The 11,641-nt window shown below is 70.7% G+C and carries 10 protein-coding genes; 4 read left to right on the top strand and 6 right to left on the bottom strand.

The genetic code is table 11. From position 1 onward, the window contains the following. The first annotated feature begins 44 nt into the window (after positions 1–44). Entirely contained in the window at positions 45–611 is a 567-nt protein-coding gene (locus ACQHII_RS41925; RefSeq protein WP_427924153.1) for a class I SAM-dependent methyltransferase, read from the top strand. Between the two features lie 8 nt (positions 612–619). On the opposite strand, the gene ACQHII_RS41920 is transcribed toward ACQHII_RS41925, so the two are convergent. After that, positions 620–1,240, bottom strand: a complete 621-nt coding sequence (locus ACQHII_RS41920) for an alpha/beta hydrolase family protein (RefSeq protein WP_427924152.1) — start codon at positions 1,238–1,240, stop codon at positions 620–622. Between ACQHII_RS41920 and ACQHII_RS41915 the strand changes: the two genes are divergently transcribed. The 3 genes from ACQHII_RS41915 to ACQHII_RS41905 all read left to right on the top strand — a co-directional run bounded on the left by ACQHII_RS41915 (position 1,206) and on the right by ACQHII_RS41905 (position 3,189). Then, entirely contained in the window at positions 1,206–1,646 is a 441-nt protein-coding gene (locus ACQHII_RS41915) for a TetR-like C-terminal domain-containing protein (protein ID WP_427924151.1), read from the top strand. The two genes, ACQHII_RS41920 and ACQHII_RS41915, sit on opposite strands and share 35 nt — an antisense overlap. A 132-nt stretch (positions 1,647–1,778) precedes the next feature. Further along, entirely contained in the window at positions 1,779–2,354 is a 576-nt protein-coding gene (locus ACQHII_RS41910; RefSeq protein ID WP_427924150.1) for an HD domain-containing protein, read from the top strand. Positions 2,355–2,382: 28 nt separating this feature from the next. Further along, positions 2,383–3,189 (top strand): SDR family oxidoreductase, encoded by an 807-nt coding sequence (locus ACQHII_RS41905; RefSeq protein ID WP_427925526.1) that lies wholly within the window; start codon positions 2,383–2,385, stop codon positions 3,187–3,189. A 9-nt stretch (positions 3,190–3,198) separates the two neighbouring features. On the opposite strand, the gene ACQHII_RS41900 is transcribed toward ACQHII_RS41905, so the two are convergent. From ACQHII_RS41900 to ACQHII_RS41880, 5 genes are all read right to left on the bottom strand, one after another. Next, entirely contained in the window at positions 3,199–3,432 is a 234-nt protein-coding gene (locus ACQHII_RS41900) for a hypothetical protein (RefSeq protein WP_427924149.1), read from the bottom strand. A gap of 70 nt (positions 3,433–3,502) precedes the next feature. After that, complete coding sequence (locus ACQHII_RS41895) at positions 3,503–4,996, bottom strand: SDR family NAD(P)-dependent oxidoreductase (RefSeq protein WP_427924148.1); 1,494 nt, start codon at positions 4,994–4,996, stop codon at positions 3,503–3,505. Between the two features lie 106 nt (positions 4,997–5,102). Next, a complete protein-coding gene (locus tag ACQHII_RS41890) occupies positions 5,103–6,428 on the bottom strand; it encodes a wax ester/triacylglycerol synthase family O-acyltransferase (RefSeq protein ID WP_427924147.1) in 1,326 nt (441 codons plus the stop codon). Between the two features lie 155 nt (positions 6,429–6,583). Continuing rightward, positions 6,584–8,899: a GH92 family glycosyl hydrolase gene (locus tag ACQHII_RS41885; protein WP_427924146.1), complete on the bottom strand. Its 2,316-nt coding sequence runs from the start codon at positions 8,897–8,899 to the stop codon at positions 6,584–6,586. A gap of 17 nt (positions 8,900–8,916) precedes the next feature. Beyond that, a complete protein-coding gene (locus ACQHII_RS41880) occupies positions 8,917–11,532 on the bottom strand; it encodes a PA14 domain-containing protein (protein ID WP_427924145.1) in 2,616 nt (871 codons plus the stop codon). Positions 11,533–11,641 lie beyond the last annotated feature (109 nt).

The raw sequence follows: 11,641 nt of genomic DNA, 5'->3' as shown, positions 1-11,641 counted from the left end.
GGACACGACGAACGGCCACCCCGGGCGCTTCCACCATGGCCGCCATGTCGATCACCACCGAATTCCTCAGACGGCCCCTCATGACCGGTGCCGTGGCGGCCAGTTCACGACGGCTGGCGTATGCGATGACCGAGGGCATCGGCCTGGAGGAGGCCCGGCTCGTGGTCGAACTCGGCCCGGGAACCGGGGTGTTCACGGACGCGATCCTGGCCCGGCTCGCGCCCTCGGCACGGCTAGTCGCGATCGAGCTCAACCCGGCGCTCGCGGCGAGGCTTTCGGCCACCCGGCGGGACACACGCCTGACCGTGGTGCGCGGCTCGGCGGCCGAACTGGCGGGCGTGGCAGGCGAACCGGCTGATGCGGTGGTCTCCGGGCTGCCGTGGACCGTCATGGCCCGGGAACAGCGCGGGCGCATCCTGGACGCCGTGGCCGAAGTCCTCACGCCCGGCGGCCGGTTCGCCACCTTCGCCTACCTCCACGCGGCCTGGACACCACCCGCCCGGCACTTCACCGCCGAACTGGCCCGCCGCTTCAGCGAGTTGGAACGCTCGACCGTGGTCTGGCCGAACCTGCCACCCGCGTTCGTACACCGGGCCACCCAGAAACCATGACCGGCCGCTCACCGGTCCGTCTCCGCCTTGTCGGCCAGCGCGCCGTCCAGCCAGCCGATGATCGCCGGGAACACCTCGGGCAGCTTGCTCACCGCGCAGTGCCCGGTGTCGGGGACGAGGTTCACGACGGTGTCGCGGCGGCCCTGAAACACCAGGGTGTCGTGCTGCGGCACGTGGACGTCGTCGGCGCCGTTCACCACCAGCATGGGGCTGTTGCGGTCCTGGTCGAGCAGTGGGCGGAGCGAGAACTCGGCCCGGCCCGCGACCAGTTGCTCGCGGGTGGGCGGCGCGTCGAAGCCCATCGCGTTGCCGAGGATCCCGTCCATCCCGAAGGCGTCCTTGCGCGCGTCGGTGAACGCCGCTTCGACCGGCCCGCCCAGCACCACGGCGGCGTCGACCTCACCGCCGAGACCCGACCGGGCCGAGAAATACCCGCCCATCGAGCTGCCCACATGCGCGACCACTACGTTGCCCGGCGACCGGGCGTGCCCGATCAGCCCGGTGACCAGCTCCGCGCCGCCGACGCCGGTCATCGGCACCGTCGATTCGCCGGTGCCCGCGATGTCGAAGACCAGCACCCGGGCCCGGAGGTGGATGGCCAGGAGCACCGTCAGCCCGTGCACATCCATCTTCCAGCTGTCCACGCCCCCGCCGGCGAGCACCACCGGCCGGTCGGCGGGGAGGTCGAAGGGCGCGAGCAGATGGGCCTACCTGGACACCCCCCTGGGCATCGCACTGGCCCAGGCGATGGCCACGGCCGAGGAGGATCCTCAACTGGCCGAGAGTCGCGCCCAGTTCGGGGAGAGCCGCTACGACGTCACCCGAGTCGTCGTCGACCGCGCCATCGACCGCCGTGAACTCCCGGCCGACGCCGATCACCAGCTCACCCTCGAACTGCTGGTCGCACCGCTCCACTTCAGAGCACTGCTCGTCCGGCAACCCGTCGAGGAGGACCGGATCGAGCGGATGATCGACACCCTCCTGCACGGCCTGGCCGGACAGGACTCCGTCCGCACGCGGCCCGACTCCCCATAGCGGCGACTCCCGAGCCGGCGCATGGCCTGCGTCACCGAAGGCGTCGCGCAGTTCAGGTCCCGTTGGCCGGTCCGAAAGCTCGCCATGATCTCCTGGCGTTCCGCACAGGCTGTCTCGCGGGAGGACTGACGCATGGAGTTGCGCAGCGTCGAGGAGCTGATGGACCTGCTGTACGCCTGCCGGGGCGCCTGGGACACCCCGGACCGGAGCGGTGATCCGGTCGATCTGCACGACCACGCACTGCAGACCGCCGCACTGCTGCGCCGAAGTCGCCCCGCCGACAAGGAACTCCAGGTCGCCGGCCTGGTCCACGACATCGGACATCTCCTCCAACCCGGCGACGACGCCGGACACGCCGACCACGCGGCGGACGCCGTCCACGCCCTGCTCGGCGACCGGGTCGCCCACCTGGTCCGCCTGCATGTGCCGGCGAAGCGTTACCTGGCCACCGTCTCGCCGGACCACGACCTGTCCGCGCAGAGCACGCTGACCCTTCGGGCCCAGGGCGGTCCGATGTCCCACGCCGAGGCCGCCGCCTTCGAGCGCGATCCGCTCGCCGACGACGCGATCACCCTCCGCCAGGCCGACGACGCGGCCAAGGTCGTCGACCTCGACGCCGGCGTCCTGGAGGACTGGCGCACGGTCCTCGGCATCGTCGCCGCCCGGAACTCACGGTTGCCCAACTCCCGCCTGGGGGCTGTCGACTGACGGTCCGTCATGAGATCGTACGGCGATGATGTCGTCGTCGTACGGTCTGCGCGGTCGGGCCGTCCTGGTCACCGGCGGCACGCGCGGGATCGGGCGCGCGGTCGCCGAGGCGTTCGCCGGGGCCGGGGCCCAGGTGTGCGTGAGCGCACGGGACTCCGGTGAAGTGGCGCGTGTCGCGGCGGAGTTGGGCGGGGTCGGACTGCCCGGGGATGTCGGCGACCCCGAACACCCGAGGGAATTGGCCGAGTTCGTGCTGCGTGCCTTCGGGCGGATCGACGTGGTCGTCAACAACGCGGCGACGAACCAGCCGTACGGCCCGCTGATGGAAGCCGATCCGGATGCCTGGCGGGCTGCCTTCACCGTGAACGTCGAGGCGCCGCTGCGGTTGGTGCAGTGCGCGTGGCGGGCGTGGATGCGGGAGCACGGCGGTGCGGTGGTCAACGTGTGCACCGAGGGTGCCGCGCATGTCGGGCCGAACGTGGGGGCCTACTCGACCAGCAAGGCGGCGCTGCTGCACCTCACGCAGCAGCTCGCGGGGGAACTCGCGCCGGGGGTGCGGGTCAACTCCGTCTCCCCGGGACTCGTACGCACCGAGATGGCGCGCTTCGTGTGGGAGCCGGGCGAGGCGGAGGTCGCCGCCGGGCTGCCGCTCGGCCGGATCGGGGAACCGGCCGACATCGCACGGGCTGTGCTGTGGCTGGCCTCCGACCAGGCCGAGTGGATCACCGGGGCGGAGCTGCTGGTGGACGGCGGGACACGGGTGCGCGCGGCGTACACGTCGGGCGGGTACGCCGTCCACGACCGGCTGAGGTCGGCGGGACCGCCGCACTCATGACCGGCTCGCTCACGGGAACAGGGCGATCCCCACGAGGATCAGCAGGACGATCCCGGCGAGGAGTGCGACGGTGGCCCAGGTCCCACGGTGCTTGACCGTGGTCGTGGGCCCGCCGCCGCGCGGGCGGTCCTCCGGCAGTACGGGGTGTGCCGGGCGGTCGCTCGCGTAGAACTGGTCGTCGGTCGGGTAGTGGTTGCGCGGGTCTTCGAAGGCCCTCGGATCGATGCCGTGTGCACTGGCCATGGGAACTCCTCGCGCGGCGCTCACCAGGGCCGGGACCCGGCGGACCCCGGCTCGCGGCCGGGGTGGCGGGTTACCACTTGCCGGGCGCGTAGTCCTTCAGGAAGACGCCGTACAGGTCCTCGCCCTGCTCGCCGCGCACAATCGGATCGTAAACCCGGGCCGCCCCGTCGACCAGGTCAAGTGGGGCGTGGAAGCCCTCCTCGGCGAGGCGGAGCTTGTCGTAGTGGGGGCGTTCGTCGGTGATCCAGCCGGTGTCGACGGACGTCATGAGGATGCCGTCGGACTGGAACATCTCCTGGCCGCTGGTGCGGGTCACCATGTTCATCGCGGCCTTGGCGGCGTTGGTGTTCGGGTGTCCGGCGCCCTTGTAGCCGCGCCCGAAGACGCCCTCCATCGCGGAGACGTTGACGATGTACGAGCGCCCGCTGGTCGCCGTCTTCGCGGCGGCGGCCATGGCCGGGCGGAGCTTGCTGATGAGGATGAACGGCGCGGTGTAGTTGCAGAGTTGGGTCTCAAGGAGCTCGACCGGGGAGATCTGCTCGATGGTCTGCACCCAGGTGTTGGTGTCGACCACGTCGGGGACCAGGCCACCGGCGTCGATGGCGGTGCCGTCGAGGTGCCGGGCGACGCTGGCGTTGCCCGCGACCAGAGCCAGGTCGGCGACCTGCTGGGCGTCGAGGCCGGAGATCCCGACGGGCAGCGCGGCGAGGCCGTCGACCGCGCCGGAGCCGAACGCGCCGATGACGTGGTGGGCGGGCAGCTCTCCGGCGGGCAGCGGGGCGCTCTCGCCGTCGACGAGCGCGGCGTAGGCGGACGGCAGGCGTCGTACGGTCTGCGTCGCGTTGTTGATGAGGATGTCCAGCGGGCCCGCCTCGGCGACCTGGTCGCCGAGGGCGACGGCCTGGGCCGGGTCGCGGAGGTCGATGCCGACGACCTCCAGGCGGTGCAGCCAGTCCGCCGAGTCGTCCATGGCCTTGAAGCGGCGGATGGCGTCCTTGGGGAAGCGCGTGGTGATCGTCGTGTGGGCGCCGTCGCGCAGCAGCCTGAGCGCGATGTACATGCCGATCTTGGCGCGACCGCCGGTGAGCAGCGCGCGCTTGCCGGTGAGGTCGGCGTGGACGTCGCGCTTCTCGCGGTTCAGGCGGGCGCAGTCGGGACAGAGCTGGTGGTAGAAGTAGTCGACTTCCACGTACCGGGTCTTGCAGGTGTAGCAGGAGCGCGGTCGCTGGAGTATCCCGGCGATCCGGCCCTCCTCCGTCACCGACGACGGGAGCAGGCCCTCGGTCTCGTCGTCGATGCGCTGGGCGGAGCCGGTCGCGGTGGACTCGGTGACGGCCTTGTCGTGCGCGGTCTTCGCGGCCCGGCGCTCCTGGCGGCGGCGCTGCTTGACGCTGCGGTAGATACCGGCGGTGGCCCGGCGCACGGTGATCGCGTCGGGGTGGTCGACGTCGATCTTCTCCAGCTCGTCGAGCACGCTGAGGCAGACGGCCAGCCGCTCGGGGTCGATGCCGGGCCCGTACACGACCTCGTCCGGGGTCGTGGAGCCGTTCTCTGTCACCGTCATCGCGCTGCCGTTTCCTTGGGTCGTCCGCGGCGGCGCTCAGAGCGCACCGGCCGTCGAACAGGGAATTTTACGGAGCGCCGGGCCGCAGCACCAAACTCGTTCCGCGTCACGACCCGCAGGCGGTGATGAGTGTCTCCACCTCCTCGGTGAGCGCACGCGCGAACAGATCGAGATCCGGTACGGCGGCCGCGTCCGCGACGAGGCCGTAGTGGACGTGTCCCCGGAAGGTGGAGACGGCGACCGCGAGGGACTGGCCGCGGGCCAGCGGGGCGTACGGGAAGACCGCGGTGACCGGGTTGCCGCCGAGCTTCAGACCGATGCTGGGCAGCGGGACGCTGGTGACGAGGATGTCGAACCAGAGCCGGGCGGCCTGCGCGGCGAACGGTCCGCCGAGCCGGTGGCCGAGCGCCGGCACGTGGTCGGCGAGCAGGGCGACGGCGCCCGCGCCCCGGTTGGGACCCGCGTCCTTGTTGCGGTCCATGTCCGCGCGCACCGAGTCGAGCCGCCCGAGCGGGTCGGGGTCGTCGACGGGCAGCCGTATCAGGTACCCGGAGAGCCGGTTGCCCTGCGGCTGGGCGCTGCGGGGGCGGCGTTTGGAGACGGGGATCAGGGCGCGGGGCGCGACGCCCTCGCTGCCGTCGCCGCGCTCGTCGAGCCAGCGGCGCAGGGCGCCCGCGACGACGGCGATGAGCACGTCGTTGACGGTGCCGCCGACGGTCTTGCGGATCCGGTGCACGTCGTCGAGGTCGACGACGACTCCGGCGGTACGACGGGTGCCCGACGGCTCGGAGGCCAGCGCCGCCGACGAACGGACGTCGAGCGTGGAGCGGGCGACGGACGCCCCGATGTCGAGGGCCCGGCCTACGTCGGACAGGGCGCCCCGCAGCAGCCCGGGCAGCTTGCGCACATCGGGCAGGAGACCGCGTGCGGGCTCCTCGGGACGGGGTCGCCGCTCGGGCATGTCCATCGGGTCGAGGATCGCGGCGGCGAGGGTCAGCGCCCGCAGTCCGTCGGCCAGGGCGTGGTGGAACTTGAACAGCACGGCGAAGGAGACACCGTCCTCGCCGGGCAGCACATGCGCCTCCCACGGGGGCCGGCCGCGCTCCAGCGGGCGTTCCATGAGCCGGCCCGCGACCTCCTGGAAGTCGGCGGTCGGGGCGTGCAGCCGGACGTGGTGCAGCGGGTCGAAGTCGGGGTCCTCCTCGCGGGTGGCGCTCCCGAAGGACAGCGACAGCGGCTGCCACACGTCCCGGATGCGCATCCGCAGCCCGGGCACGGCGGCGGCGCGGGCGGCGAGGAGGTCGGCGGCGTGGGCTCCCGCGGTCGGCGAGTGTGCCGAGAAGACGCCGAGTGCGCCCAGGTGCATCGGGTTCCGGTCGGACTCGATGTTCCAGAACGCCAGGTCGAGGGGAGCGAGCAGATCGGAAGTCAAAGGCTTGCCTCGCGTCGACTAGGGGTGAGCAAGCAGTCAAGCGCCGACAAGCGATTACGGTCAAGTACGATCAAGCTACGCACAGTTAACAGCAGATTACATCCAGCCCCGGTCCCGCCCCTCTGGGAGGGGCGGGACTCCAGTGGCGCCTGAGGTCACTTCAGTGCCGGTGGTCCCGCCTGGGGTGACGTACCCCACTCCGACGGGTGCGGGCCGACCGTGAAGTCCAGCGACCGTACGGACCTCAACTGCCCGGTCGTGAGGTAGGTGCGGTCGTACGGCGTCCCGTCCGTCCGGGCCGCCTGGATGTAGCGGTCGCCGGCGGAGGTGCCGGGCGCCTTGATGGTGAGGGCGCCGTGCGGGTAGTAGCGGCGGTCCAGGGTCAGGTCGACCCGCTCGAAGACGGGCGTGGACAGACCCCAGGTGTCGTAGCCGGGCTGGACCGGGAAGATCCCGATCGACGACAGCACGTTCCAGGCGGACATCGTGCCGAGGTCGTCGTTGCCGGTCATGCCGGTCGGGCCGTCCGTGAACAGGGTCAGCGCCGCATGGACGACATCGGTCGTCTTCCAGGGCTGCCCGGTCGACAGATAGGTGTAGGGGGCGATCAGGTCGGGCTCGTTCTGCGGGTTGTACTTGTCCGCGTTGTAGTAGTCGTACGGCCCGTTGACCCACACCTCGCGGGCGGTCTTCGCGGGGTCGGCGAGCAGCTGGTCGTAGGCGAAGAAGGAGTCCAGCCGTGCGTTGGCCGCCTGTCGCCCGCCGATGAGGTCGACCATGCCGGGCAGGTCCTGCGGTACCAGCCACTGGTACTGCCAGGACGTGCCCTCGTGGAAGCCCTCGCTCTGCGCCGGGTCGGCGGGACCGACGAAGGCGCCGAAGGCATCGCGGGCGCGGAAGAAGCCGGTCGAGGGGTCGAAGATGTTCCGGTAGCTCTGGGCGCGGGCCGCATACCGGGCGGCGTCGGCGGGGTGCCCCAGGTCACGGGCCATCTGCGCGAGCATCGCGTCCGAGAGGGCGTATTCCAGGGTGGCCGAGGCCCCGTGGTCGTAGTCGGAGTCACCGGGCTTCGCGTGCGGGCGGTCCTCGATGTACGGCGCGAAGCCTTCCGCGATGTACTCCTTGTTGGCCTCCCGCCCGACCGCCGCCGACTCGGTGGGCGGCATGCCGTCGGCGTTCTGCTTCAACGCCCGGTAGGCACGCTCCTCGTAGCCCTTCAACAGGCCTTGCTGATAGGCGTTGGTGAGGAACGGCGTCACCGGGTCGCCGGTCATGATGTTCGTCTCGACCGTGCCGTAGCCCCACTTGGGCAGCCAGCCGCTCTCCTCGTCGATCCTGATCACCGAGATCGCCATGTCCCGGGCCTCGCGCGGCGCGAGCAGGGCGAGGAGTTGGGACTGGGTGCGGTAGGTGTCCCAGAGGGACCAGTTCTGGTAGTAGGTGAAGCCCTTCGCGCGGTGGATCTTCTGGTCCCAGCCGGTGTAGCGGCCGTCGGCGTCGCTGCCGATGTTGGGCGCGAGGAAGGACCGGTACAAGGACGAGTAGAAGGTCCGACGCAGAGCGTCGGAACCGCCTTGTGCGCGGACGTCGTCGAGCCGGTCCTCCCAGGCCCGTCGGGCCCGGTGGCGTACCGCGTCGAACGAACTCCCGCCCTCCGCACGGAGGTTGACGGCCGCGCCGTGCGCGTCGACGTACGACAGGGCCGTGGTCGCCTCGACCGTACGGTCCTTCGTCGTGTCGAAGCGGACGTACGCGCCGCCGCTCCCGGTCCTGGAAGCGGCGGTCACCGTTGGACCGTTCCAGGTGCCGTAGGTGGTGAAGGACCGGTCGAAGCGGGTGATCGTGTGGACGGTGTAGGGCTTGGTGTCCTGGCAGAAGCCGCGGCCGGTGATGGTGGTGCGCACGGTCCTGTTGTCGAGGACCTCGACCTGCGAGGAGACCCCGGAGTGCAGCGACTGGGCCGCGTTGAGCAGGACGTTGGCCTTGTCGGTGGCCGGGAAGGTGTAGCGCTGGACGCCGGTGCGCGCGGTCGCCGTCAGTTCGGCCTCGATGCCTGTTTTCAGGCCGACTTGGTAGTAGCCGGGGCTCGCGTGCTCGTCGTCGTGGCCGAACTCGGCCGCGTACTGGGCGTAGTCGGTCTGCGTCACCTCGCCGGTCGTGGGCAGTACGGGCAGATCGCCGCCGAGGCCGCAGCCGACGCCGGAGAGGTGCACGAGGGAGAAGCCGCGGATGTGGTTCTGGGAGTAGTCGTAGCCGGTGTTGTGGCCGGTGTCCGGCGAGAACTGCACCATGCCGAAGGGCACGGCGGCGCCGGGATAGGTGTTGCCGTCGTTCTCGGTGCCGATGAACGGGTTGACCAGGTCGGTGAGTTGACCGTCGACAGAGGCCTCGGCTGCGGCGGGGGCGGCGAACAGCGCGGACACTGCCACCGCCCCCGCCATGCACAACCGCAGGCGCCGGGTCCATCTCATGGGTCCTCCAAGGGAGTTCAGGTGGTGGGGCACCCTGCGGGGGTCGCCTGCGAGGCGTCGTGGATCAGGGCCTGCTGGGCGGCCTTCACCCGTTGTGCGTCGGGCTTCAGTACCCGCCGGTCGTAGGTCATCAGGCCGTTCAACTCGCCCTCGACGTCGGAGATCTGCGTGTAGACCGCGCCGTTGCTCCCCTGGCAGGTCAGGGCGTGCACCTCGGCGAGCTTGGTGAGGTAGTCGTCGGTGTAGGCGGCCGGGTCGACGTCGACGTACGACTGCTGGACCGACCAGGCGTGGCCCGGGACCGCGAGCCCGAGACCGCCGTACTCGCCGCTGACCAGGGCGCGTTGACCGTCCGGGTGGGGTGGCAGGGCGGGGCTGGGATAGCCGTGTTCGTCGATGATGTCGCCGGTGCCGCCGTCGACGCCGAGGTTGATGCCGGACATGCTGTTGACGAGCCGTGTCGGGTCCCAGGCCTTGGCCTGGTCGGCGATGCGGGCCTCGTCGTACTGGCCCCAGCCCTCGTTGAACGTCACCCACATGACGATCGACGGGCTGCTGATGTGCTGGTCGATCAGCTGCTTCAGCTCGCGCTCGTACTCGGCGCGGGCGGCGGGCGACGGGTTCACCCCGGCGGTCGTCGCGGGCATGTCCTGCCACACCATGAGGCCGAGCCGGTCGGCCCAGTAGAACCAGCGGTCGGGCTCGACCTTGATGTGCTTGCGCACCGCGTTGAAGCCCAACTCCTTGTGCACCTTGAGGTCGTGGGCCAGTGCCTCGTCGGTCGGAGCCGTGTAGAGGCCGTCGGGCCAGAAGCCCTGGTCGAGGGTGGCCATCATGAAGACCGGCTTGCCGTTGAGGACCGTGCGCGGGACGCCGTTCACCTTCTCGACGGCGATCGAGCGCATCCCGAAGTAGCTGCCGACGCGGTCCTGGCCGACGGTGACCTTCAGGTCGTAGAGGAACGGGTTGTCGGGCGACCAGAGTTGGGGGTTCTTGACTGTCAGGGTGAGCGGGGCGCCGGTGCGGCCGTGTGCGGTGGCCACCGCTCGCTTTCCGTCGTACGCCGTCGCCGTGATCGCCACGCCGTCCCTGACTCCCTGTGCCTCGACGGCGAGTTGGCTCTTGGTGACGTCCGGGGTGAGCTTGAGGGAGTCGACGTGGTCGGTGGCGACCGGTTCCATCCAGACCGTCTGCCAGATGCCCGAGGTCGGGGTGTACCAGATGCCGCTCGGGTCGAGGCGCTGCTTGCCGATCGGGGGGTTCTCGCCGTTCGACGCGTCCGTGGGGTCGTAGACGCCGACGATCAGTTCCTGGGTGCGGCCGGGCTTCAGGGCGTCGGTGACGTCGGCGCTGAACTTGTCGTAGCCGCCCTGGTGTTCGGTGACCTTCGTGCCGTTGACGTAGACCTCGGCCCGCCAGTCGACGGCACCGAAGTTGAGCATCAGCCGCTTGCCCGAGCCGATCCTCCAGTCGGCGGGGACGGTGAAGGTGCGGCGGTACCACATGCGGTCCTCGTGCCGTTCGAGGCCGGAGAGCTGGGACTCGACGGGGTACGGGACGAGGATGCGCTCGGCGAGTGTCCGGCCGACGGGCGGGGACTCCCCCGCTGTCGCCGCCGCGAACTGCCAACTGCCGTTGAGATTGCGCCAGTCGGTGCGGGTGAGCTGGGGGCGCGGGTACTCGGGGAGGGCGTTGTGCGGGCCCACCTGGTCGGCCCACCGGGTGCGCAGTTCGTGGGTGGAGCGGTTCGGGCCGGTGCTCCAGAAGGCGTTGATAACGTTGCCATCAGCCGTGGTGAGGCCGGCTGCGCCGTCGTAGCGGATGTCTGCGGTGCCGGGGGCGGTGCCCGTCTTGTTGCCCACGACGGGTTCGGTGAGCGGGACGAGCAGGGTTCGCGCGTCCGTCGGGTCCAACTGAGCCGCCCCCAAGGGCCACTTGGCGCCGCCGATCACCGCTTCGAGGTGGTCGGTGAGGTCGGCCGGGGGTGTGGCGAGGGGCTGGGCGAAGTCGAGCTTGAGGGTGCGGCCGGTGCCGGTGACCGTGGTGGCGATCGCGCCGTCGTAGTCGTAGCCGTCGGGGAGGCGGAAGGCCGACTGCGGGACGGGGACCTTGGTGCCGCCGGGTTCGGTCCAGCGGAGGTGGAGGTTGGAGCCTCCGTAGTGCTCGAAGTACTCGACCTTGATGTCGTAGGCCGTGCCGGCGGTCAACTCGACAGGGGCGGCGGTCTGTTCGGTGTCCCAGTCGTCGACCCAGTGGTCGATGACGAGCTGTCCGCCGATCCAGAGGCGGAAGCCGTTGTCGCCGATGATCGAGAAGGTGTGGGGGCCGGACTTCGCCGGGACGATCTTTCCGGTCCAGCGGACGCTGACGTCGTCCGACTGGCCGGTGGTGAAGGCGAGCCGGGGTTCGAGGTTGTCGAAGTCGAGGTTCGGGTCGACGCCGGTGGCCTTGAGGTCGGCGAAGTCGAAGGCGCCCGGAGCGGACTGGGTGTAGTACTCGCCCTTCAGGCCGTGGATCTCGACGGGGTCGTCGGCGGTGGTGGCGTTCGCGGTGGGGACGGCCGCCAGGGCGGCGATGCCGAGTGCCAGCGCGAGCAGTAACGCGAGTCGGTCCTTGAGACGTCTGATGCGCACGGAACCTCCATAACAACGTTGTCATGGGCAGCAGTTGGCATGACAACACGGATTCCGCCTTCCGTCCAGGGACATGACAAGTCTGGGTCATGGCACGGCAAAGCCCCGG

The sequence above is a fragment of the Streptomyces sp. cg40 genome (genome assembly GCF_050320165.1).
Classification (GTDB): Bacteria; Actinomycetota; Actinomycetes; order Streptomycetales; family Streptomycetaceae; genus Streptomyces; species Streptomyces hokutonensis.
Note: the sequence above shows the minus strand (reverse complement) of the source record. Positions and strands in the feature narration are given on the sequence as shown.

Bases quoted from the DNA above. Each gene is read 5' to 3' on its own strand.
- ACQHII_RS41925 (WP_427924153.1), top strand. From the start codon at position 45: ATGTCGATCACCACCGAATTCCTCAGACGGCCCCTCATGACCGGTGCC.
- ACQHII_RS41915 (WP_427924151.1), top strand. From the start codon at position 1,206: ATGGCCAGGAGCACCGTCAGCCCGTGCACATCCATCTTCCAGCTGTCC.
- ACQHII_RS41920 (WP_427924152.1), bottom strand. From the start codon at position 1,240: ATGGATGTGCACGGGCTGACGGTGCTCCTGGCCATCCACCTCCGGGCC.
- ACQHII_RS41910 (WP_427924150.1), top strand. From the start codon at position 1,779: ATGGAGTTGCGCAGCGTCGAGGAGCTGATGGACCTGCTGTACGCCTGC.
- ACQHII_RS41905 (WP_427925526.1), top strand. From the start codon at position 2,383: ATGTCGTCGTCGTACGGTCTGCGCGGTCGGGCCGTCCTGGTCACCGGC.
- ACQHII_RS41900 (WP_427924149.1), bottom strand. From the start codon at position 3,432: ATGGCCAGTGCACACGGCATCGATCCGAGGGCCTTCGAAGACCCGCGC.
- ACQHII_RS41895 (WP_427924148.1), bottom strand. From the start codon at position 4,996: ATGACGGTGACAGAGAACGGCTCCACGACCCCGGACGAGGTCGTGTAC.
- ACQHII_RS41885 (WP_427924146.1), bottom strand. From the start codon at position 8,899: ATGAGATGGACCCGGCGCCTGCGGTTGTGCATGGCGGGGGCGGTGGCA.